This is a genomic window from Maribacter sp. 1_MG-2023 (genome assembly GCF_030547005.1).
GTDB lineage: Bacteria > Bacteroidota > Bacteroidia > Flavobacteriales > Flavobacteriaceae > Maribacter.
This window is the reverse complement of sequence record NZ_JAUOPN010000012.1, coordinates 90,270-113,934: the sequence shown is the minus strand read 5'-3', so window position 1 is coordinate 113,934 and position 23,665 is coordinate 90,270. Positions and strand designations below refer to the sequence as shown.

The following is a 23,665-nucleotide window of genomic DNA, read 5'->3' as shown; positions in this document are numbered from 1 at the left end:
TTATAGATTTTTTTGAAAATATTCTTTGAGACAATTATTTAATTAATGTCATTAATGCTATCTGTACATATGTTTTAATTTTATTTGAAATAAGTATATAATGAGCAGAGGGTTTGTTAAAGAAGAAGATCAGGAAGAAATACCAATGGTGCCGCCAAGGGCAGATTTACCCAACGGAGCAGTTAATTATGTCACCAAAATAGGGTATAACAATTTGTTGGAAGAAAGAAATGCCTTATCAGTAGAAAAAGATTCTTTACAACACGACAATGAGAAAGAAAGACGTATTGCGAGTAATTTGATTAATGCTAAATTACAATTGTTGAATGAACGAATTTCAAGTACTAAAATTGTAACACTAAACGAACAACCTCAGAATGAAGTGCGTTTTGGTGCGACAGTTACAGTTATAATCAATAATGCTGAAACATCACAACAATTTCAAATAGTTGGTGTTGATGAAGCAAATATAGCGAAGGGTAGAATTTCATTTCTATCTCCTATTGCTCGAATATTAATCTCTAAACATATTGGCGATACTGCAACATTACAACTAGGTAAAGTAGAACGCGTGTTCGAAATTATGGAGATATCGTACACGTGATAAAGTAAATTATAATCTGCTATGAATAAAAACGAGGACCTAATTGGTCCTCGTTTCTTATAAACTAAATATCTAACTGCGCTTATTCTTCACTTGACATTGCGTCACTCATTTCTAATTCTTCATCCATTGAATTATCAACCGGAACTGAATCTTTTAAAACATTGAATTTCTCTACTCGTTCCATATCATCTTCTTCACCAGAGAAATAGGGAAACACATCCATAATAGGCGATTCTGCTATTGAAGGTACCGAGTATTCACCCATGGTATCTTTCATTACACTAATCGTATTATCATAAGCTTCTTTTACGTCATTCGCCTGTATCAATAAATACATGTTCGTTTTACGTTCTTTACCACTTTCTTCATCAAAAGCAATTAAAGACACTTTAGATTTAAACCATCTATCTGAATTCTCGAACGGATGAATCTCGGCAAAATTAGCGACCTTAATATTGGTGATTTTAATTTCTTCTGTATCGCTTAAGTAAACTGACATCTCTTCAGTAATTCTACTTTCGGCTTCGGTATAAGAAATGGCATCAACCAAAAAAGGTTCTGTTTTTACCTTTAACATTCCTGAAGCTTCGTCTAGCTTTCTATATTTTATTTTACACTCGTACCAAGTTGCGCTCATAATTTCCTTTTATTTTGGGGTGCTAAATATACTTCTTAGTCATAGTTTGAAAAGCTAAAAAACATAATAGATATTCACAATTTAAAGGTGATGAGTATAGTCTACTTAAAATTAGACACTTAGGTGTTCTTCAAGAATTTTAAAAATTTTGAATAATTGGATAGTATAAAAATGAAAAGGATTAGTAATTAAAACAGTTCATCTTTTACTACATCATAGTATGAGTCACTTACGGGTATAATAACATCTGAAAGCAGTAAATCTCTACCCTTTAAGCCTGTTACACTGTTCTTATTAATGATATATGATCTATGCACTCTCATGAACATAGAACTTGGTAACTCTTGTTCTAAGGCTTTTAAACGTTGATTGCTTATAATTTTCTTATCAGCCATATGAAATGTAACATACTCGCTATCGCTTACGATATACTGAATATCTTCAAATTTCACTTTGTGCAAATCATAACCAGATTTAATAGTAAATGATTCAGACTTTTCTACTGTTTTATTGGTTTTCACCTTATTTACGGCAGTAACAAAGCGTTCAAACGTAATAGGTTTTAATAGATAATCTACTGCATTTAATTCATATCCTTCTAAAGCGTATTGAGAGTACGCTGTGGTGAAAATTATCTTAGTGTTAGAATCTACCATTTTAGCAAAATCCGTACCCTTTATCTCGGGCATTTGAATATCCAAGAACAAAACATCTACATCATGTTCTTTCATTAATTGTAAAGCCTCTAACGGATTTTCGGCCTCACCTACCAAATTCAAAAAATCTAACTTTTCTATATAAGTTATTAGTAAGGCTCGTGCCAATTCTTCGTCATCTACGACTATACAATTTATACTATTCATTCAACTGCAGTTTTAAATTCACTTTAAAAGCCTCTGTGGTTTCATTTATGACCAATTCATGACGGTTTGGATATAGAATTGTCAAACGTTTCTTTACATTATCTATCCCAATACCGCCAACATCATCCTTTACTATCTTAAATTCAGGTTTACTATTCTCTAATTCAAAATCAAGACTATTTTCGGTAGCATTAATTTTCAGATTAATAAAGGTGCCTGTTACTTTTTCAATATTACTATGCTTTAAGGCATTTTCCAAAAAAGGAATCAATAACATGGGCACAACTTGAATATTCTGATTTTCTATAGAATATGTAGTAGTTATAGGATATGTTTTACTACTCTTAAGACAAAACAATTTTATATAATTTTCAATATAATCTATCTCTTTATAAAGCGGGACAATTTCTTGCTCACACTCATACAAAACATACCTAAGCATATCAGACAAATAACTAATACTCTTTTGTGTTCTTCCAGAATCTATTGCAGATAATGCATATATGTTGTTTAAGGCATTAAATAAAAAATGCGGATTGATCTGTGACTTCAACAGCTTTAATTCTGTCTGTAAAGCTTCATTTTTATTGATTACGATTTCCTCTTCTTTGCGCTGAGCTAATAGAAATATCTCCACAAGCGTAGCAATCACGTAGGCAATTGCAATCAATAATAAATTAATAAAAAAACGTGATGGAGGTCTTCGGTTACTTTCTAATGGTGGTCCATTCTCAAATCTAGGTCCTGACCCTGGTCCAAGCCCTTCGGGTCTCGGTCCTAATCTAGGTCCAGGTGCCTGACCTATGGTATTTTCTGGTCCTAGTATCTGATCTGGAACAACATTAGTTAATATTAGGGTGACTACAAAAACCGTAATTATAGAGACTACAGTAAATGCTATATACTTTTTCTTAAGTAATAATTGTGGAACCGTATAATAGATTAATATGGCAATTACTAAAATCTGAAACACGAGCGCCATTCCATTTTCCGCTGCAAATTGAATATCACTGCCACTAAAAATCCAAGCAGTTGACCAAATCAGTAACCAAAGCGCTACGTGAAATATAAAATTCTTATGTCTGTTCATGTTGCAAATAAAAGGAATAAAAATTCAAACAAACCCCGTAAACAAGGGTATAAATAGGTGATTCTAAAGAGTTCGCTGTTTATAACATAGCATTCACTTAAAAGTAAACGGTAAACACTTAATGCGCTCATATTACATTAAAGATTCTTACATCTTTGTTCTCGAATATTAATTATTAAAATTAAAACATATGAAACGTATTACATTAAAAACAGGATTATTATTTGCCATGTTGGTTGCTTTTGGAACCGTTACCGCAAATGCACAGTCTAAAGGAGATAGAAAAGAACCACCAACGACTACTGAGCTTTTAAAGCAAATGGATAAAGATGAAGACGGTCAACTTTCTAAAGAAGAAGTAAAAGGACCTTTAAAAGATGATTTTGATAAGATTGATGCGAATGAAGATGGTTTTCTTTCTAAGGAAGAATTAGATAACGCTCCTAAACCAAAAAGAAGATCTAGAGACTAATTTACATTAATCCTTAAAATTTTACACATGAGTTATAAAGATATCAAGTCTGTTTTTCCAATTGAAAAGATGTTGTTTTTCTTATTTATTTCTGTTTTTATTGCTTGTAGCGATGATGACACGATAACAACTACTGACGAGGATGATGAAGAAATTGTAGAAGAGGAAGAAGTTAGTACAACTGTTGACGATACCGATTTTGAGGCTACAGATTGGACCACGGCAACACACAGTAAAGACGCCGACCCAGATTTTGAAGAGGTATTTGAAGATAATGCTGTAAAACGCCTTGATATTGTTATAACCGAAGAGCGTTGGGATAGTATGTTAGATAACATGACATCTCTTTATGGTTCTTTTGGCGGATCTAACCAAGGAGGCGGACCAGTGGGCACTACATCAACTGATGAGGATCCTATATTTGTTCCTGCAGAAGTATTCTATGAAGGTATAGAATGGTATAGAGTTGGTGTTCGATTTAAAGGAAACTCTAGCTTACAATCTACTTGGCAAGCTGGGAACTTAAAACTTTCCTTTAAACTAGATTTTGACGAGTATGAAGATGATTATCCTCAAATAAACAATCAACGCTTTTATGGATTTAAGAAGTTAAGTCTTAAAAATAACTTTGACGATAAATCAATGCTTCGCGAAAAAGTGGCTGCAGATGTGTTTCGCAGTGCAGGGTTAGCCGTTTCAAACACTGCATTTTACACGGTTTATGTTGATCATGGAGATGGTCCTATTTATTTCGGATTGTACACCCTTGTTGAAGAAGTTGATGATACCGTAATAGATGAGCAGTTTTCTGATGATGACGGAAATTTGTATAAGCCAGATGGTGATGCCGCTACTTTTGCCGCAGGTACTTATGATGAAGATGAGTATGTTAAAAAAACAAATGAAGATGATGCTGATTTTACTGATGTAGAAAGTCTTTTAAATATTCTACATGATGCGTCAAGAACAACAGATGCTGCAGCATGGAGAACAAATTTAGATGCTACGCTTGATACGGATGTGTTCTTGAAATACTTGGCTACCAATACCGTTATACAAAATTGGGATACTTATGGTAGAATGTCTCACAACTACTATCTATATAATAATCCAGATAACAGTAAGTTAACGTGGATACCATGGGACAATAATGAAGCTTTACAAGCTGGGAAACAACAAGGTTCTGCAGAGTTAGATTTCTCAAATATTACAGCATCGCAATGGCCATTAATATCATACTTGTATACTGATGATGTTTACCAAGCAAAGTATGATGCCTACGTTCAAGAAGTTATTGAAGGTCCGTTTAACGAAGCAACGGTACAAGCATTGTATGCTACTTATTCTGCACTAGTAGAGCCTTATGCAACTTCTGAAATTGATGGGTATACATTTTTAAATTCTAGTACAGATTTTCAAAATGCAGTAAATGAACTAAATGCACATGCCACAAGTAGAACTGCGGCCGTAAATAGTTACTTAAATAGATAATAATTGTTGTTGAAGTTAGCTCAAAGCTTCATGAGAAATCATGGAGCTTTATTTTCAAACAGTCTTACGACAGATTATATAATAACTTTCAATGGTATTATTCAGAAAAGTTAGACGAAAATTAATAGACTTAGAAAAATTCAAAAGTTATTTTATTTATGCCCTTGGTGAAGTGTTGTTAATTGTTGTTGGGCTTTTAATTGCATGGAAAATAAACAGCATTAATGAAATCAAGAAGAATAGAATCGTTGAACTAAAAATATATAAAAGTTTAAGTCAAGAACTGGATACTAATTTAATTGTTCTAGATAGTGCCATTGTAAAATATACAAATAGTATACAAAAGCTTCAGAATACTATTAATTATTTGGGTATTCCTACCAATGAATTATCACAAGAGGCTAAAGCCTTAATAGTGAATTTAAACTATGAGAGAACTATAGTGCGCGATGAAGCTATTAACTCGATAAATGTTACTAACAAATTTGAATTTATTGATAGTGATTCTCTTAAACAATTGATTGCTGCTTACCCTAATGAATTGGATAGTTTTGATAATCAACAAGATAAAATTGAAAGTATTATATCGAATAGGTTAAAACCCATTATAGAAAAGCATATTTCATTAATTGAAATTCTGCCTCAAAATAGCTATAACTACAATAGAATGAAAGTATATGGCAATCAATCTAACTATACCGAATTACTAGTAAATAGAGAGTATCAAAACAGTATCATAGATAGACTATTGCAAACTAAAGGACAATTGACTATTGCAAAGAATTTAAGACAGAAAACAGAAACAATTGCCACAAAGTTGAATCAAGAGTTGAACAGACCCTAATCACTTTAAAATAATAACAATTTAATACATAAAATTATGATCCATAAAAATAAATACTTGATTTTGGCTTACTTTCTTTTTGCCTTTACCGCTATAACCTTTGTAAGTTGTAGTGACGATGACTCTTCGTCTACAGATGATTCGGTAATTGAAGATGAAGACGATACAGTTACCGATGGCACTGACGATGACACCACTGATGAAAATATAAAAACAGTAAGTGTTGATGCTTCTTATTTTTATATTACCGATGGCTCTGTAACTATTACAACTGTGCCCTGTACTTTATCTGACGGTACTGAAACAGATTGTTATCAAATAGTTACGACCAGTCTACCTGGAGATCATGAAATGGGACCATGGTGCCCTGGTAATATTGAAGATGACGCTTCAACAGGGGGTATTTGGCTAGAAGATGGAGAAGTATACGATGTAGATGGTGCTTTCGTTGAAAATATGGCAACATTCTATAATGATCCAAATTGGTTAATGTACGATGCCAACGGAGATATTTATATTACCGATACCCAAGAAGATTGTGAAAATGCCGCCAACCCTGATGTAGGAGAAGAATATGAGAACTTCTGTGTTGAATGTCTACCTTCCTATATCACTGATTTAACGCAAACATGGACTATTCCTATTACTCCGGTTTCACAAGATACTCCTGTACTATTTACTACCACAGGTGGTGGCCCTGGAGATCCAGGAACAACAACAGCTCCATCAACACGTGGTGTTGCTTTAAATGGTATCGAATTTTCTGCTCCGGCGCCAGTTGATAATATTCTTGGTGCCTATACTTTAGCTCCCTTTGATGATGCTGGCGGACATATTAACGTTCACCAAGGTTATCATTACCACGCAGCAACGGGCTTTAGTACTAAAGTAGCGCAAGATGACGGGCATGCTGCCTTAATTGGTTATGCTTTGGATGGATTTGGAATTTATGAATTGGTTGATAGCAGCGGTGTCGATGCTACTGATTTGGATGAACTACGAGGACATTCTGATGATACTAGAGGTTACCATTACCATGTAGATGCTGCAGGTAACAACAACTTTATTGATGGATTAAAAGGTGCTTACGTAAACTAAAAATATTATTATGAAAAAGTATATCCTAATTTATATAACCGGGCTATTTTCATTGCTAGGTTATGCCCACAACCCAGATGCCTCTACAACTATGCTAGTTGAGAAGGAAAACAACACCTGGGTGCTACAGATCAGTTCTTCTTTAACCGCTTTTCAGCAAGAAGTACGAACACATTTTGCAGAAACTCCGTATAAAACCCCCGAGGAGTTTCAACAAATGGTATTGGAGCACATTAAAAACAATTTGGATATTAGTTTCAATGATGGTTCAAAAATTACATTAGGTCAAGCAATGGTTAAACTAGGTCATGAGACAAAAGTAGTGTTTGAAGTATTTGGTATTCCTTCAGATTTACAATCCTTAAGCGTAAAAAATGAAACTTTTAAAGATATTGGTAGAAGTCAAAGTGCTTTGTTCATTTTTAAAGATGGCTTCAGTAAAGATCAATTCATTTTAAATAATGACAATGACCATACTATAAATTTAAAAGTTAATGGAAATAAGTTCGTTGAACCGAGTCAACAAAATGCAGGAGTATCTCCTTCGTTAATCATCTTGGGTTTAATAGGTATCACATGTTTAGGTCTATTGATAAAAAATATTTTTCTGTTGAAAGAAAAATCTGTGAGTGAAAATGTTTCATCTTAATCTAAAACCAGATTCACTTAATAGAACGTGTAATTCACTGATTTCTAAAATCTGGTATGCACTTAGTTAGTAGTATTGTAGTGTTGAATCGCTGAAATCAAGCTCAAATTAAATATTATGAAAAAAAATAGTCTAAAAAGAATTTCCCAAGTGTCATTTGTTTTGGCATTATCGTTCATTACCTTAATTGCATGTAGTAGCGACAGTGTTGATGATGACATTACAGAAGACATTGCTAATAATGATGACGATGATTCTGAAGAAGTCGTAACAGAATTACATGCTGCCTATGCTGCATTTAATTCAGATGCTGTAACTGTTTATTTAGATGGCTCTGAAGTTGTTATAGAAACTACAGGGTTACCTAATCATGAAACAATTTATTGGGGTGAAGGTAATGCTTTGTATAGAGAAGAACCTGACGTTAACAAAACCCCAAGTATTATGTCAAGTAATAATAATGCCACAACTATTAGAGTAGATGCAACACCTAATTTAACCGGCAGTACAATTGAAACAGAATTAGGTACTATTGGTATCGCTGTAAGTGGTTCTTCATTATTTAATGACCAAGAAGGTGGTGGTGCACTAGATCAAGCAGCTGCTAGTTTAGATTGGACGGGAGCTCATATCGGTCCTGGGGTATATCATTATCATTTAGAGCCCGTTGCGTTTTCAGATGATGATGAAAAATTAGTAGGTGTTTTATTAGACGGTGTTTTTCTTTATGGTCGTAAATGTAATTCTACAGGTGATTATCCTTCAGATCTAGATGCTTCTGGGGGGCACACTTCTACTACTCAGTATACTGATGGTGAAGAAGAATATCATTACCATATTATAAATGAAATTTATTCAACAACAGGATCATACCTTGCATTTGCAGGTCCTTACCAAGGATATTAAGAATGAGAATAGTTCACTTCCATATTATTTGTTTTATACTAATTTTTCAAGTTGGTTGTAAAAATACAACTGAGCATAAAGCTTTGGTTGAAGAACCAATAGTGATTAAGCAAGAAACTAAATTTAAAGAAGAATTAAAGCTAAATCAATTGGAAGGAACTTGGTATTACAAAAACTCACCTTATGATGGTTATTCAATAGCCTTACATGAAAATGGAACTTTAGCTGAAAAGGTGGGTTTTGTAAAAGGTAAAAGAGAAGGCGTTGTACAAAGATGGTCAGATACCGGTGTATTACGAGTTGAATTTCATTATAAAAATAATCGTCTAGAAGGTTCGTATAAAAGTTGGTGGGAGAATGGGCAATTAGCTCAAGAAGCTAACTATGCTAATGGAAACATGAACGGAGTAGAAAAGAAATGGTACGCAGATGGTCAATTGGCAAAAGAACGGCAATTGGTTAACGGTAGAGAAGAGGGATTACAAAAAGCGTGGTTAAAAAACGGAACTTTGTATGTGAACTATGAAGCTAAAAACGGACGTATTTTTGGATTACGTAGAGCAAATTCTTGCTATCAATTAGAAGATGAAGTTGTAATTAGATCAGAAAACGAATTATTATGAACAAGACAATACTTTCTATAGTTGTTATACTTCTTTTTGCTGCTTGTAAACAAACAGTAAAAAAAGAGAACATACAGGTTAAAGAGACCAGTAGGGTAGAGCACTTGCCTTATTATAATGATGAATCATTTACCCCACATTGGATAACTCCGAATACTGAAGAAGAAAAACAATTTCACAAAATTCCTGATTTTAAATTGGTGGATCAGTTAGGAGATACATTGACCCAGAAGTCTTTCGAAAATCAAATTTATATTACTGATTTCTTTTTTACTACCTGCCCAGGAATTTGTCTTAAGATGACGAATAATATGACAAAGGTACAAGAGGCTTTTTTAGAAAATGATGAAGTAGCTATTCTTTCACATTCAGTAACTCCTTCAATAGATTCTGTATCCGTACTTAAAACATATGCCGAAAAAAACGGAGTAATAGATTCTAAATGGCACTTAGTTACTGGTGATAAGAACGAAATTTATAATTTAGGAAGAAACGAATATTTTGTAGAAAATGATTTAGGCATACCTAAGGATATCAATGATTTTCTACACACAGAAAACTTTTTGCTCATTGATAAAAATAAGCACATACGCGGTATTTATAACGGATTGAATAGAGCTTCTATAGCGCAATTGATTACCGATATAAAAGCCCTATTAAAAGAGCGTTGATAGAGATTGATTAAGTAGTAAACACAAAAAGCCCGTAAATTAATTTTACGGGCTTTTTCATTTAATATTCTGAATGCTATTTCAAAGCTGCCAATAACTTCTCTGCAACCAATTCAGATGATGCAGGATTTTGACCTGTAATTAAATTACCATCTTGAATTGCGTATGCTGCCCAATCTTCTTTTTTAGAATAGATTCCGCCATTTTCTTGTAGCATGTCTTCTACTAAGAAAGGAACAACATCTGTTAATTGCACTGCCGCTTCTTCTGTATTGGTAAAGCCAGTTACTTTTTTTCCTTTTACTAAAGGATTTCCATCAGTTCCTTTAACACCTTTTAATGCTGCAGGCGCGTGGCATACAAATGCAACTGGTTTCTCTTGCTCATTAAATGTTTCAATCAATTTAATTGATGTCGCATCGTTCGCTAAATCCCATAACGGTCCGTGACCACCTGGGTAGAATACCGCATCAAAATCAGATGCATTTACCTCTACTAATTTCTTGGTATTGTTTATAACGCTTTGCGCATCTTTATCCTCCTTATAACGCTTTGTATCTTTTGTCTGAGCGTCTTCTGAATCACTACTTGGATCAATTGGTGCTTGACCACCTTTTGGAGTAGCTACTGTAATCTCAGCACCTTTGTCTAAAAGTGCGTAATATGGAGCTGCAAACTCTTCTATCCAAAATCCTGTTTTCTTTCCTGTGTCTCCCAATTGATCATGAGAGGTTAATACGAATAATATTTTCATTTTATTTTTTGTTTTTAAGTTATTGATTTATAATAAGTCTTGTATTTAGACTTTAACTATCATTTTTCCTTTATTCTTACCATCCATCATATCTAAGAACGCTTGTGGTGTATGCTCAAAGCCTTCAACGATGGTTTCTTTATATCTTAATTTACCTTCACCCAACCAAGTAGATAATTGCTTCATGGCTACTGGGAATTTGTCTGCGTAATTAGAAACTATAAAACCTTGCATTAGTGCACTATTCTTAACTAAGAAAGGTTGTACAGCTACTGCCATCGGAATTTCTGTTTTATTATAGACTGAAATAGCACCACAGTTAATAATTCTTGCAAACTGATTGATATTGAATAATACCGCATCAGAAATTGGTCCGCCTACGTTGTCAAAATATATATCAACTCCGTTTGGTGCTACTTCTTTAATAGCAGCATTCATATCCTTGGTAGTTTTATAATTGATACCATGGTCGAATCCGAATTCAGATTTCAACATATCAATCTTTTCATCTGTACCAGCTATACCTATTACTTTAAGTCCGAGAATTTTACCTATTTGACCTACAACGCTACCAACGGCTCCTGCAGCACCTGAAACAACTAAAGTTTCACCTTTTTTTGGTTTCCCTATTTCGTGAAGACCTAAAAAAGCTGTTAAGCCCGTCATGCCGACGATACCTAAATATGCACTAAGTGGAGCCTTACTTTTATCTATTTTCTGCAAGCCTTCACCTGTTGAAACCTGCTTTTCTTTCCATTGTAATAATCCTGATACAAAATCACCTTTCTTAAACTTGCCGTTGTTAGATTCGATAACTTCAGCAACCACACCAGAGCTTATGGGCTCATCTAAATTAAATGGTGGTACATACGACTTAGCATCGCTCATACGACCTCTTAAATATGGGTCAACAGAAATATATTTGGCTTCTAACAATAGTTGACCATCAGTAATACTAGGATTAACATCAGTTTCAACAAATTCAAAGTCAGAAAGAGTAGGAGTACCTACCGGACGTTTTTTTAAATTAATGGACTTATTCATAAGTTACTATTTAAATTCTATACTAAATTATTGTCTATAGAGTTATGTGATAATAAGTACTATTTCTAGTTTGCTTCTATATAACTAATAGCAAATTTATAATCTATATTTCTTAGACAGTTCAAAGATATTACAAAAAAGAATGAACATTCATTTTTTAACAAAGGTTTATAAAAATGCAACTATATTATATAAAAGGGGCAGTCAAATGACTGCCCCTTTTTAATTGCTTTTATTTATTATCCATAATAACGATGGACTTAACATTTACAAACTCTTTCATTCCAAATCCGCCATGTTCACGACCGTAACCAGAATCTTTTACTCCGCCAAAAGGCATTGAAGGTTCTGCTAATCCGAAGGAATTTATAAATACCATTCCCGTATCAAAATGTTTCTCTGCCAATTCAATTGCCTTATCAACATCTTTAGAAAAGATTCCGCCGCCTAATCCAAATCTGCTATCATTAGCGATACGCATAGCATCTTCATTGTCCTTTGCTTTAATTAATGAAGCAACCGGTCCGAATAGCTCATCATCATATGCTGGTTGACCTGGCGTTACATTGCCTAAAACCGTGGCAGGGTAGAAGTAACCATCCCCTTCAGGAATTTTTCCGCCGCATAATATTTCTGCTCCTTTATCTACACTTTCTTCAAGTTGTTCATGAATTTTTTTTCTCAAATCTTCACGAGCCATTGGTCCTAGTTCCGTTTCCTCTTTTTTGGGATCACCTACTTTTAAGGCATCCATAGCCTTTACGAATTTCTCTTTAAACTCGTCATACACTTTTTCTGTAGCAACAAATCGTTTTGCGGCTATACAGGTCTCTCCATTATTGTAGATTCTCCCCATAACACTCTTTTCTACAGCCAAATCAATATCTGCATCATCTAACACCAAATAGGCATCATTACTACCCAATTCTAATACTGTCTTTTTCAATTGTGCACCAGCCAATTCGCCAATTTTTTCTCCTGCAACCGGACTGCCGGTTAAGGTAACACCTCTAATTAATTTGTGTTCTATTATCGCATTAGACTGCTCATGATCAATAACCATGACATTGAATAAATTCTCAGGTAGACCAGCTGTATCAAATATAGATTTCAATAATTTTGCCGTACCTGTAACGTTAGATGCATGTTTTAGCAAAATACTGTTACCAGCCATTAAGTTAACAATAGTATATCTTAATACTTGATAACTTGGGTAGTTCCATGGTTGAATACCATATATAATTCCCATGGGTGAATAGGTTATAATTCCTCTTCCTCCATCAGATAATTTTCTTTCTTCATTTTTTAAAAATTCTGGAGCGTTCTCTGCAGAATAATCGCAAATTGATTTACAAAGGTCGACTTCATGCTCGCTTTGAGAAAGTAGTTTACCCATTTCATCGGTCATTAATTCTGACAATTCCTTCTTATAATTCTGTAATTCTTTACCTATAGATTTTATAATCTCGCCGCGTTCTTCAATGGATTTCATTTTCCATTTCAAAAATGCTTTTTGAGATTTTTGGATGCTTTCCTCCACCTGGTCATCTGTCATATAGGTATGAGAAGCTATTTCTTTGCCTGTTGTAGGGTTAATTGTTTTGAATGTATCTTGTTTAATTGTCGTAGACATAATTTGTTTTTAAATTTTATTTATTGTTGTTCACTTGGTACCAAATACACATCATTGATGTTTACTCTATTAGGTTGCGTTAAAACATAGTAGATGCTGTTAGCAATATCTTCTGCTTCTAAGGTTTCCATCTTTTGCATTTCTTTCATCATCTCTTTAATATCTTCATCACTAATGGTGCTTGTCAAATTAGTAGCGACTGCATCAGGTTCTATAGAGGTGATATTAATTCCGAATTTCGGTGCCAATTCTTGACGCAGTCCTTCTGAAAACATTTTCACTGCAGATTTGGTTGCACAGTACACTGCACCACCTGGAAAATATCTATTTGCAGCCATTGAAGAAATATTAATGATATTACCGCCTTTATTCGCTTTTAGCTCTGGTAATACTGCAGCAACCCCGTTCAGGACTCCTTTTATATTCACATCTACCATCTTATCCCACTCGTCAGTTTTAAGTTTTTCAACAAATGATAAAGGCATTAATCCTGCGTTGTTTATTAAACCTGATATTTTACCGTATTCGCGTTTAGTTTTAGAAACAACATTATCGAAATCTGCTTTCTTTGTTACATCGCCGGCTACTACTAAAGCTTCTCCTCCTTTTTTAATTATGTTAGATTTCAGGTCGTTTAACTCATCTTCGCTTCTCGCCATTAAAACAACCTTAGTTCCATTTTCGGCTAGTTTTATTGCTGTTGCTTTGCCAATTCCGCTTGATGCTCCCGTTATTATAATTACTTTATCTTCTAATTTCATAGTGTATTAATTTTGATTTGAAGACAAGTTAATAGGTATGAAATGACTCTTTTAGCTAGATTAAATGAAGTATTGACGGATATGGGAATGAGGTAAGATTGAAACTTTACGAGTCAAAAAAACCAACGAAATAGAACCTCCTAGCAAGTACACAAGTAATTACACTAGCAATATGATAAATGCTATCGTTAATAATTGGGTAGGGTATTCAGTGGTCATTTAATATATGACCGTAAGCTGTATGATAGCATGTACAGCAATGCATTAAGTTGTTCTAGACCCAAAAAAAAAGTAGAAAACAGACAATTATCGACACCTCTATATCGTCGGCAACACGATTAATTAAAAAAAAAGATTGTTTAAACACTTGCGGTTGGTGTGCAAGAATTTCGTTTCAATAACATATATTCTCCATTATTTTTAAACTCACGAATGGAAGTGCCAGCGTAACGTTTAAAAGTTTTTGAAAGATGACTTACATCGGTAAAACCTAAATCATCTGCAATTTGTGTTAATGTGTAATCTGAATTTAAAAGGCGAATCTCTACTAACTTCAGTTTTGCCTTAATGATATATTCTCGCAAAGACATGCTCACTTGCTTTTTAAAATATTCGCTTACATACGTAGGTGACATCATAAAAACATCGGCTAAATTTTCAACTTTCAATAATTCAGTCTTGTCAATATTGGTATTTATATAAGTCAGCATTTTAGTAATTCTTTCATCAGAGTTGTTCTTTGGTAATTCAAAGTAGCTACTTTTTTTAATATTGCGTATTAAAATCTCTAAGATGCTGGTCATTAAACTGGTAACTAGGTTTACAGACTCTTCACCGTAATTTCTAGATTCTTGAAGAATCATATTAATAAGATTTTCTAAATAATTTCGATCCAATTCATTTTTGATGATATCTCCAGGTAATTGGTTATAATTAGATAAAACATATGAAGCTTCTTTAAACCACTCGTTTCTATCAATACTTAATCTATTAGCACTTTTAAAAAAAGAATCGGTAAATTTTAGAAATACAAATTTGGTAGGTTTTTCTATAGTAAACGAATGACATTTTAAGGGTGGTAACAAAAACATAGTATTCTTGCTATAGACATAATCGTTATAGTTTATGCATTGTGTGCCTTCGCCATCTTTTATCAATACAAACTCGAAAAAATTGTTCTTAACCGGGCGTTGTTTCCACTCAGACAATTCAATTTCTTGTATTTCAAAAGGTTTATACACTTCTAATACTTGCATTTGAGTCAATTTTAATTGCATTTGAGTCAATTTTGATAAGAATTTCAGTATATTTAAGTAATTCAAATAAAATCAGGTAAATAACAACATATTAACCTTTTAATATACATAAATATCCTTTAGGTATACAAGTTAAAAGAGGTGGTCTGCCAATAACTTTGTCTTGCACTTAAATATTAACTTTTAAATATAGAGATATGAAAAGAATACTATTGCTTACAGCATTATCATCTGTGATGGTAATGTGTAAATCTGCAAACGAGAAAAAAGAGGTGACCGTTCAAGAATCAGCGCCAACGGAAAATGTTTCACAAGAAGTAAAAACTGTAGAAACTATTTTTGCTAGTGATACCATAAGACCTGGTAATCTAGCTTTAACTGGTAATGGCAGATTATTTGTTACCATGAACCCTATGATGTCACCTGACACTAAAGTTTTTGAAGTGTACAAAAATGGTAAAAGTAAGGCTTACCCAAACGCCGAATATGCGACTGGAGAAAACTCGGTTTTTAAGGCAGTTATTGGCATAAGAGCTGACAGCAATGACAATCTTTGGTTATTGGATATGGGAAACAAGCAATTTGTGATTTGGGATACTAAGTCAGAAAAATTAGTTAAGACTATAAAAATTCCGGCAAACGTAGTAAAACCGGCTAGTTTTTTACAGGATTTTGTGATTGATGAAAAACACAACCGTGTGATAATTGCAGATATGACCCAGGGTGATTTAAAAAGTGCGCCTGAGCCTGCATTTATTGTAATCAATACCGAGAATGGGGAAGCTAAGAGAATGGCACAGAGTCATCCATCATTGATGCCAGAAATGGAAGGTGGTTTCGCGCTAAATCCAATAGCTATTGATCCACTATATAACTGGGTATATTTTGGAGCCTTACACGGCAACACCATGTATAGGGTACCTGCAGCTAACTTTGGTAGCGATGAAGAACTAGTAAATTCTATAGAAACATATGGTAAAAAATCATACTCAGACGGCATGGCAGTAGATGCTGTCGGAAATGTGTATGTAACTAATGTAACAGATGGGGAAATAGGGCTATCTACTAAAGAAGCTTATGTCCCTTTAGCAAAAATTCCTGAAGGGCAATCTTGGCCAGATGGTCTTTATGTAGCTAACGATGGATTTTTATACGCTACAATTGATCAATTAAATAGAATACCACCTATGAACAATGGAAAAGATGATAGTGAAGGCCCTTATTTAGTAGTTAAAACAGAATTAGTAAAGTAATTTATAAAACAAAACATCATGAGAAAATCATATTTGACAATAATAGCAAGAATTTTAGTAAAAGAAGAGCATAGAGAGTTTGTAAAAGCAGAATTACTTAAACTGTTAGATGTTACTAGAGCTGAGGAAGGTAATATTAGTTATGACCTTCACCAAGACAATGAAAATCCTAATTTTTTCTTATTTCATGAAAAGTGGGTTAATCGTGAGTTATGGCAAAAACATATGGATAATAAATATTTGGCCCATTATATGAAAGTAACTGATGGCAAAGTGGAAGAGTTTATATTAAATGAAATGACGGAAATAGGGAACTAATAAATTTTTAAACACACGCAAGTATTACTGCGTGTGTTTTTGTTTAAAACTAAAAATTTTTTCAGTAACCATATGTAATTGTACAGATTTAGGTAAGTAAATTGTCTTTCTTTTATAAGCTACTTCTATCTAGATTAAAGGTGCAATTTCATGTTTCATTTTTAAAATTATAACAGATGTCGAAAACAATAAATTTAGGCGTAACCGATTTGTCTTTTCATCGTATAGCGGCCTCTTTGGTAGCCAACACATTGGAAGAAATAGGTTTTACCGTAAAACGCACATATTCACCTCACGAAGAGAATTTTGAGCGATTAAAAGCAGGCGATGTAGATATGTTGGCTTCGGCATGGTTGCCTTCCAGTCACGGTATTTATAAAAATGAGGTCGAAAAAGCAGTTCCTTTAGTAGAATTAGGACTTCACTATAAACCGTATGCTCTTTAGGGAGTGCCAGATTATGTGCCAGAAAAAGAGGTTTCAAAGATTGCAGATTTGCTGAAACCAACTGTAGTATCAAAAATTAAAAAGGATATCCAAGGGATAAACCCAGGTGCAGGCATTACGCGTTTTTCTATTCAGATGATGAATGTTTACGGACTTAATGACGCAGAATATTCATTTCATACAGGTACTGAAGAAGATTGTTTCAGTGCTTTTGAAAATGCGGTTGAAAAGAAAGAATGGATAATTATCCCTCTTTGGAAACCTCAATTTTTACACTATAAATACAAAATAAGAGAACTAAAAGAACCTAAAGGTCTATTAGGTAGTGTTGACAAAGCTGTCTTATTGCTACGCAAAGACAAAGAAAATATGTTCACCAAAACTCATCTGCAAAAATTAGATGGTTTACAATTCACTAATGACATTATTGCAGAATTAGACTATAAGGTTTCAAGAGAAGGTAAAAATATAGATGAAGTAACAAAACGGTTGTTGAAAAATCACCATTAAAAAAGAACACACAATGAAAAAACATATATTTATTTTGACTACAATTTTAACAGGCATGACGGCAAATGCACAAACAGAAGCTGAAGTTTTTACCACAACAGATGAAGCCGTGGGGAACATAACATTTACTAATAATGGCGATTTGGTATACAGCCAACATCCTTTTTTTGAACCTGTAATCAGAGTTAAGATTATGGATGCCAAAACTAAGGAGAGTAAACCATTCCCCAATGAAGCATGGAACACACCTAGAGATACAGACGATAATTATTTAAGCAATGTATTAGGCATTAGAAATGATGAAAACGGTATTATTTGGATGCTAGATATGACACAGCGTAATAATGTTACTCCAAAAATTGTCGGTTGGAACATGATTACCAATCAATTGGAACGTATCTACTATTTACCTGAATCATCTGCGCCAAAAGAATCACAACCAAATGATATGGTTGTAGATACTAAAAACGGATATTTTATTATAGCGGATGAAGGTATTGGTAATGGGGGAAATGGTAGTAAAGGGGCTTTTATTGTAGTTGATATGAAAACCGGTAAAACACGACGTGTTTTAGAAGGTACACGTACAACTTCACCAGAAAATACTCCTACTGTTATTAATGGTGAACATTTAGCTGTTGACGGTAAAGATTTGCTGATTGGTAATGACGGTATAACCGCCGATGCCAATTTTGAGTATATCTATTACGGCCCATTGAACGGAACTAAAATTTATAGAGTTAAAACGGTTGATTTGGTAAACGAAAATTTATCCGAAGATGAGCTCGACAGTAGAATTGAAACGTATTCTGAAAAGCCTAATAATGGCGGTATGAGTATCGATAAAGACGGTAACCTATATCTAACTGCTATAGAAACAAATAGAGTCGCTGTGGTACTAGCAAAAGATAGAAGTGTAAAAACTATGGCGCAAGACGAAAATATGGTTTGGCCGGATGGTGTAAGCTATAATCATGTAGATGGTTACATGTATGTATCTGCAGCTCAGGTAAACAGAGGTTCTGCCTTCAATGAAGGTAAAAGCGTTGCCACCAAACCCTTTTATATCTTTAGATTTCAACCTTTTGTAGAGGGCGTTTCATTTAGATAATTAGAAAAGAGATGGATTTATTTAGTCAAACAGACCTATTTTTCACAAATGAAGTCCGTAAAATAGAATTTGATCTACCAGGAGCCGATGTTACTTTATTTGAGAATTTCTTCAGTTTAGAAGAAAGTAATAAGTTGTATGCTAGCTTACTTCAAAATACACCTTGGCAGCAAGAGCAAATTACCATTCACGGTAAAGAGGTTGATTATCCTAGGTTAACTGCTTGGTTTGGAGATGTTACCAAGGAGGTTAAATATACGAACACAAAGAGTAAAATGCACTTATGGAATGCTGATTTACTTTTTATTAAAGAACGTATAGAAAAGGAAGTACCTATTAAATTTACACGCTGTTTGCTCAATTATTGTCGCGACGGAAAAGATAGTGTAGTTTGGCATCAAGATTATAAGGGAGATCAACGACATCATACCGTAATTGCTTCTGTTACCTTTGGTGCAACCAGACCCTTTCAATTAAAACACGTATCAAAAACAGATTTAAGACGTATAGACATTCCATTGGCAAATGGTAGCCTTCTATTGATGCAAGGTGCTACCCAAGAAAACTGGAAACAAAAAAACCTATAGCCCCAAGAATTAACCTAACCTTTAGATGGATTGGTTAATTTATTCGGCATCAATCTTTACATTTGACTTTCAAACGTTATAACCAATTTGAAACATCTTATGAAAAAATCTTATCTAACCTTAGTCGTTCATATTTTAGTAAAAGAAGAATTTAGAGAAGAAATAAAAGCTGAATTGTTAAAACTTGTCGGTCCCACTAGAGGGGAGGAAGGTTGTATTGCTTACGACTTACATCAAGACAACGATAACCCGAATTTGTTCTTGTTTCACGAAAAATGGGTAAATCAAGATTATTTGGCCAAACACTCGCAAAGTGAGCATATTGCAGCATACAGGTTGGTTTCTAAAGATAAATTAGAAAATGTTAGCGCATACAAGATGACAGAACTTACTAACTAGGTTTGTATTAATAGAGGTTTAATTCTAAAATTAAGGTATACTAAACAGTTATTTCTATCAGAATTTGGTTCATTTTGGCAATTTTTTAAGATTTACCCTCTTAAAACCTTTCTTTTTACCTTAATCTCCTTTTTTTGTACTCTTACTTTAGTGTTTTGTGTATATATCTTTGTTTTAAAATAAGAATCAACGGTATTAAAATTTAAAAAGATGAATTTACAAGAAACATTAGATTGGAGATATACAACTAAGGAATATGACACAAGCAAGAAAATATCTGATAATGATATGGCTGAAGTCAAAAACTTGTTAAGAATGAGTCCTTCAAGTGTAAACCTTCAGCCTTGGCATTTTATAGTTGCCGAAACTACAGAAGGTAAAGCACGTATAGCAAAAGGAACTCAAGGTTTTTTTAGTTTTAACGAACCAAAAGTGACCAATGCTTCAGCTGTTGTTTTATTTTGTTCAAAAATTGATGCAGATGATGCCTACTATCAGCATATTGCAGATACAGAAGATGAAAGCGGAAGATTTCCTAACCAAGATATTAAAAACGGCTTCTTAGGTGCTGTTAAAGCATTTGCAGGTATTCATAAATACGATTTAAAAGATCTTCAACATTGGATGGAAAAGCAAGTATATCTTAATATAGGAAGTTTTTTATTAGGTGTTGCTAGTCTAGGTATTGATGCTACACCAATGGAAGGTATTGATATGAAAGCATTAGATGAAGAGTTCGGATTAAGAGAAAAAGGGTTTACTTCATTAGTAGCCGTTTCTTTAGGCTATAGAGCTGAGTGTGATTTCAATTCTACAGAAAAAACACCTAAATCTAGACTACCAGAAAACGAGCTTTTTACGGTAATATAACATTCATCTAATATGAAAGTAATAGGATATAAAGAGAATTTTCCAACTGAAGATGTTAACTCACTTCAAGATACAACTCCGATTACTTTTATAGTAATGGAATAAAAAAATTCTTGCTTGGTAATATAAAAGTATTGAAACGTTCAGAACTTAAACACGAACAGTGATTTAAGAGTAATTTTACCACTGTTAATATGGGCAACTATAGATTAATCAAATGAGTAAACTAGCTAGAAATTTATTGGTGTTCACAGTATTATTGGTGATTTCATGCGGTACTAAAAATGACACTACTAAGATTGAAACCAGTCTTAAATTACGTTTTGTTGATGAATATATTTTATCAGACGAAACCACATTTGAAAATACTAGAGTAGGAGGATTATCTGGTATCGATTATGCAAATGGCACCTGGTATGCTATAAGTGATGATAATGATTCTCCAAGGTTTTATAAGGCAATCGTTTCATATGATTTAAAAGGATTTAATACTATTCAGGTTACAGCAGTAACTCACTTTAAAGACGAAAATGGAAATAATTTATCTAAAGGAATGGTCGATCCCGAATCTATTCGATATGATAATAGTGCTTTTATTTGGACAAGTGAAGGGAACATAAAAGATGGATTAAAACCTTTTGTACAAGTTGCAGATTCCAACGGAATATTTGTTAAGGAGTTTATTTTAGCTGAACGTTACTTACCTAATACAGATGAAAATTTTGGTCCTCACCATAATGGTGTTTTTGAGGGTATAACATTGAGTTACGATAAAAAAGGATACTGGGTTGCGATGGAATTACCGTTGAAAGAAGATGGAGTAGAACCAACTTTAGAAGACACAGATTCACCTGTAAGAATCGCTTTTATAAATAGAGAAACAGGGCATTTTGAAAAGGAAATAGTTTATGAGCTAGATAAAGTGTCAAGACCAGCTATTAACGGGTCTGCGTTTGAATTGAATGGTATTGTAGAGATCCTAGAATATAATAAAAATAAGTTTTTTGTTTTAGAACGTTCGTATTCTATGGGATACGCTGACGGAGGTAATACCGTTAAAATTTACGATGTAGATGCTAGCAAAGCTACCGATGTAAGCAGTATCAATAGTTTAAAAGGTGCTAGCTATACCCAAGTTACCAAAAGTCTTCTGTTCAATTTTGAGGATATTCGTAAAGACTTAACAAACGGAATTGTTGACAATATTGAAGGAATTACTTTTGGTCCTAATTTTGAAAATGGTAATCAATCATTAGTCGTAGTAGCCGATAATAATTTTAGCCTTTATGGTCCTCAGCTTAATCAATTTATCTTGTTTGAAGTAGAGAAGTGAAAATGTAGTAAATACTAATAAATTAATTTTAAGTTTAAAATAGTATTTAGACTAAAAATATTCTATAAAATTCATTACTCAGCTGAGATTAATATAAAATTTTCTTAGCTTAACTCCATTTCTGATAATTCTAAAAATATTCAAAATATCCTTGCAATTTTAGCAAGAAATCAAGTTCTTGCACGATTAAATTTTGCTCAAAATAATGGATGATTTAATTACATTTTCTATTGCTGTTTTTACTGGTTTCTTTGCCATTACAAACCCAATTTCTAACATGACGGTTTTTCTGTCTTTGACTCAAGGGGCAGATGAAAAAACAAAGGCTGATATCAATAAAAGAGCAAATATTATTGCCTTTATTATTGTACTGGTATTTGTCCTTTTAGGAAAATATATATTCGAATTATTTAATATTAGCATTCCTGCCTTTAAAATTACAGGTGGTATCTTAATATTCTATATCGGTTTTGACATGCTGCAATCAAAACAGTCTAGTGTTAAAAACATTAAACATGTAAATATTGATGAAAATATTGCAGTTTCGCCATTGGCCATTCCTATTTTAGCTGGCCCTGGTACTATTGTTACAGCTATGAACTTTGTATCTAGTGCTCAACCTGTTCATATAACTATAGTTATTGCGATTTTTGCTTTCATGAGTTTACTAACTTATTTTACCTTTAGATTAAGTAATTTAATCGTTAAGCTAGTGGGCTACAATGTTATTTCGGTAATTGGTAAAATTATGGGTTTAATCATTGCCATTATTGGTACAGGTATGATCATAGAAGGAATAAAAATTTCTTTTAATCTGGTTACCAAACAATAAGCAGCTTTAGCAATCTTTCTTTAACTTACTGAAATATGAAAAAAGTTCTTGTCTTATTTGCTCATCCTAAGTACGAAAAATCTCGGGCGAATATGGTTTTAGTAAATCATATAAAAAATAAAGAGGGCGTTACTTTTCATGACTTGTATGAAGAGTATCCAGATTTTCATATAGATGTGCCTTTCGAGAAGAAATTGTTAAAAGAACATGATGTTATTATATGGCATCACCCAATGTATTGGTACAGCTGTCCGCCGTTATTGAAACAATGGATAGATATGGTGCTGGAGTTTAATTGGGCGTACGGACCTAAGGGTAGAGCATTATCCTCTAAAATTTGCTTAAACGCTATTACCACAGGTGATAGTAAAGATTTATATTGTACCCAAGGAAACAATAGCTATACCATAACAGAGTTTTTAAGACCTTTTGAACAAACTGCTAATTTATGTTTAATGAACTATAACAAACCCTTTACCGTGATGGGCACATACAAATTAACAGATGAAGAACTAGAGGTTTATGGAGCACAATACAGCTCATTTATAGACGGGCTACAAACTTAAAACCAATAATTTCATTACCCAAGTATTGTCTACAAATACAT

The 23,665-nt window shown here is 33.5% G+C and carries 26 protein-coding genes and 1 pseudogene; 19 read left to right on the top strand and 8 right to left on the bottom strand.

Annotated features, from left to right (window positions below):
• Positions 1–100: 100 nt before the first annotated feature.
• The gene (locus tag Q4500_RS13945) at positions 101–604 is read left to right on the top strand and encodes a GreA/GreB family elongation factor (RefSeq protein WP_303600252.1); all 504 of its coding nucleotides are present in this window, start codon (positions 101–103) and stop codon (positions 602–604) included.
• 82 nt (positions 605–686) lie between these two features.
• Here the strand turns inward: Q4500_RS13945 and Q4500_RS13940 are convergent, their stop codons facing one another.
• The 3 genes from Q4500_RS13940 to Q4500_RS13930 all read right to left on the bottom strand — a co-directional run bounded on the left by Q4500_RS13940 (position 687) and on the right by Q4500_RS13930 (position 3,197).
• A complete protein-coding gene (locus tag Q4500_RS13940) occupies positions 687–1,244 on the bottom strand; it encodes a DUF4494 domain-containing protein (RefSeq protein ID WP_303600251.1) in 558 nt (185 codons plus the stop codon).
• 188 nt (positions 1,245–1,432) lie between these two features.
• Positions 1,433–2,107, bottom strand: coding sequence for a LytTR family DNA-binding domain-containing protein (locus Q4500_RS13935; RefSeq protein WP_303600250.1), 675 nt, complete (start codon positions 2,105–2,107; stop codon positions 1,433–1,435).
• Entirely contained in the window at positions 2,100–3,197 is a 1,098-nt protein-coding gene (locus tag Q4500_RS13930; protein ID WP_303600249.1) for a sensor histidine kinase, read from the bottom strand. Before Q4500_RS13930 ends, Q4500_RS13935 begins: the two co-directional genes overlap by 8 nt.
• 190 nt (positions 3,198–3,387) lie before the next feature.
• On the opposite strand from Q4500_RS13930, the gene Q4500_RS13925 reads away from it, so the two are divergent.
• From Q4500_RS13925 to Q4500_RS13890, 8 genes are all read left to right on the top strand, one after another.
• Positions 3,388–3,669, top strand: coding sequence for an EF-hand domain-containing protein (locus Q4500_RS13925; protein WP_303600248.1), 282 nt, complete (start codon positions 3,388–3,390; stop codon positions 3,667–3,669).
• A gap of 27 nt (positions 3,670–3,696) precedes the next feature.
• Positions 3,697–5,160 (top strand): CotH kinase family protein, encoded by a 1,464-nt coding sequence (locus Q4500_RS13920; RefSeq protein ID WP_303600247.1) that lies wholly within the window; start codon positions 3,697–3,699, stop codon positions 5,158–5,160.
• A 91-nt stretch (positions 5,161–5,251) separates the two neighbouring features.
• The gene (locus Q4500_RS13915; protein WP_303600246.1) at positions 5,252–6,004 is read left to right on the top strand and encodes a hypothetical protein; all 753 of its coding nucleotides are present in this window, start codon (positions 5,252–5,254) and stop codon (positions 6,002–6,004) included.
• A 36-nt stretch (positions 6,005–6,040) separates the two neighbouring features.
• The gene (locus Q4500_RS13910) at positions 6,041–7,102 is read left to right on the top strand and encodes a YHYH protein (RefSeq protein ID WP_303600245.1); all 1,062 of its coding nucleotides are present in this window, start codon (positions 6,041–6,043) and stop codon (positions 7,100–7,102) included.
• Positions 7,103–7,112: 10 nt separating this feature from the next.
• Entirely contained in the window at positions 7,113–7,751 is a 639-nt protein-coding gene (locus Q4500_RS13905) for a hypothetical protein (RefSeq protein WP_303600244.1), read from the top strand.
• A gap of 117 nt (positions 7,752–7,868) precedes the next feature.
• Entirely contained in the window at positions 7,869–8,657 is a 789-nt protein-coding gene (locus Q4500_RS13900) for a YHYH protein (protein ID WP_303600243.1), read from the top strand.
• Positions 8,658–8,659: 2 nt separating this feature from the next.
• Entirely contained in the window at positions 8,660–9,280 is a 621-nt protein-coding gene (locus Q4500_RS13895; RefSeq protein ID WP_303600242.1) for a toxin-antitoxin system YwqK family antitoxin, read from the top strand.
• Positions 9,277–9,951, top strand: coding sequence for an SCO family protein (locus tag Q4500_RS13890; protein WP_303600241.1), 675 nt, complete (start codon positions 9,277–9,279; stop codon positions 9,949–9,951). Before Q4500_RS13895 ends, Q4500_RS13890 begins: the two co-directional genes overlap by 4 nt.
• Before the next feature lie 76 nt (positions 9,952–10,027).
• On the opposite strand, the gene Q4500_RS13885 is transcribed toward Q4500_RS13890, so the two are convergent.
• From Q4500_RS13885 to Q4500_RS13865, 5 genes are all read right to left on the bottom strand, one after another.
• Positions 10,028–10,705, bottom strand: a complete 678-nt coding sequence (locus Q4500_RS13885; RefSeq protein WP_303600240.1) for a type 1 glutamine amidotransferase domain-containing protein — start codon at positions 10,703–10,705, stop codon at positions 10,028–10,030.
• A gap of 45 nt (positions 10,706–10,750) precedes the next feature.
• Positions 10,751–11,749 carry an NADP-dependent oxidoreductase gene (locus Q4500_RS13880; RefSeq protein ID WP_303600239.1) on the bottom strand — a complete coding sequence of 333 codons (999 nt, stop codon included), beginning with the start codon at positions 11,747–11,749 and terminating at the stop codon, positions 10,751–10,753.
• Between the two features lie 232 nt (positions 11,750–11,981).
• On the bottom strand, positions 11,982–13,382 hold the full coding sequence (locus tag Q4500_RS13875) for an NAD-dependent succinate-semialdehyde dehydrogenase (RefSeq protein ID WP_303600238.1): 1,401 nt from the start codon (positions 13,380–13,382) through the stop codon (positions 11,982–11,984).
• A gap of 20 nt (positions 13,383–13,402) precedes the next feature.
• Positions 13,403–14,143 carry an SDR family oxidoreductase gene (locus tag Q4500_RS13870; protein WP_303600237.1) on the bottom strand — a complete coding sequence of 247 codons (741 nt, stop codon included), beginning with the start codon at positions 14,141–14,143 and terminating at the stop codon, positions 13,403–13,405.
• Positions 14,144–14,502: 359 nt separating this feature from the next.
• The gene (locus tag Q4500_RS13865; RefSeq protein WP_303600236.1) at positions 14,503–15,399 is read right to left on the bottom strand and encodes an AraC family transcriptional regulator; all 897 of its coding nucleotides are present in this window, start codon (positions 15,397–15,399) and stop codon (positions 14,503–14,505) included.
• Between the two features lie 197 nt (positions 15,400–15,596).
• On the opposite strand from Q4500_RS13865, the gene Q4500_RS13860 reads away from it, so the two are divergent.
• The 10 genes and pseudogenes from Q4500_RS13860 (at position 15,597) to Q4500_RS13815 (ending at position 23,624) form a co-directional block, all read left to right on the top strand.
• Positions 15,597–16,652 carry an L-dopachrome tautomerase-related protein gene (locus Q4500_RS13860; protein ID WP_034666740.1) on the top strand — a complete coding sequence of 352 codons (1,056 nt, stop codon included), beginning with the start codon at positions 15,597–15,599 and terminating at the stop codon, positions 16,650–16,652.
• A gap of 18 nt (positions 16,653–16,670) precedes the next feature.
• Positions 16,671–16,970, top strand: coding sequence for a putative quinol monooxygenase (locus Q4500_RS13855; RefSeq protein WP_034666738.1), 300 nt, complete (start codon positions 16,671–16,673; stop codon positions 16,968–16,970).
• A 176-nt stretch (positions 16,971–17,146) separates the two neighbouring features.
• Positions 17,147–17,926, top strand: a pseudogene (locus Q4500_RS13850) (glycine betaine ABC transporter substrate-binding protein).
• Between the two features lie 13 nt (positions 17,927–17,939).
• The gene (locus Q4500_RS13845) at positions 17,940–19,037 is read left to right on the top strand and encodes an L-dopachrome tautomerase-related protein (protein WP_303600235.1); all 1,098 of its coding nucleotides are present in this window, start codon (positions 17,940–17,942) and stop codon (positions 19,035–19,037) included.
• Positions 19,038–19,048: 11 nt separating this feature from the next.
• Positions 19,049–19,624, top strand: coding sequence for an alpha-ketoglutarate-dependent dioxygenase AlkB (locus Q4500_RS13840; protein ID WP_303600234.1), 576 nt, complete (start codon positions 19,049–19,051; stop codon positions 19,622–19,624).
• A gap of 99 nt (positions 19,625–19,723) precedes the next feature.
• Positions 19,724–20,023, top strand: coding sequence for a putative quinol monooxygenase (locus Q4500_RS13835; protein ID WP_299799646.1), 300 nt, complete (start codon positions 19,724–19,726; stop codon positions 20,021–20,023).
• Between the two features lie 210 nt (positions 20,024–20,233).
• Positions 20,234–20,893 carry an oxygen-insensitive NAD(P)H nitroreductase gene (nfsB, locus tag Q4500_RS13830; RefSeq protein ID WP_303600233.1) on the top strand — a complete coding sequence of 220 codons (660 nt, stop codon included), beginning with the start codon at positions 20,234–20,236 and terminating at the stop codon, positions 20,891–20,893.
• Positions 20,894–21,110: 217 nt separating this feature from the next.
• Positions 21,111–22,226 carry an esterase-like activity of phytase family protein gene (locus Q4500_RS13825; RefSeq protein WP_303600232.1) on the top strand — a complete coding sequence of 372 codons (1,116 nt, stop codon included), beginning with the start codon at positions 21,111–21,113 and terminating at the stop codon, positions 22,224–22,226.
• A gap of 205 nt (positions 22,227–22,431) precedes the next feature.
• A complete protein-coding gene (locus Q4500_RS13820; protein WP_303600231.1) occupies positions 22,432–23,058 on the top strand; it encodes a MarC family protein in 627 nt (208 codons plus the stop codon).
• 35 nt (positions 23,059–23,093) lie between these two features.
• Positions 23,094–23,624 (top strand): NAD(P)H-dependent oxidoreductase, encoded by a 531-nt coding sequence (locus Q4500_RS13815; RefSeq protein WP_303600230.1) that lies wholly within the window; start codon positions 23,094–23,096, stop codon positions 23,622–23,624.
• The last annotated feature ends 41 nt before the right edge of the window (positions 23,625–23,665 follow it).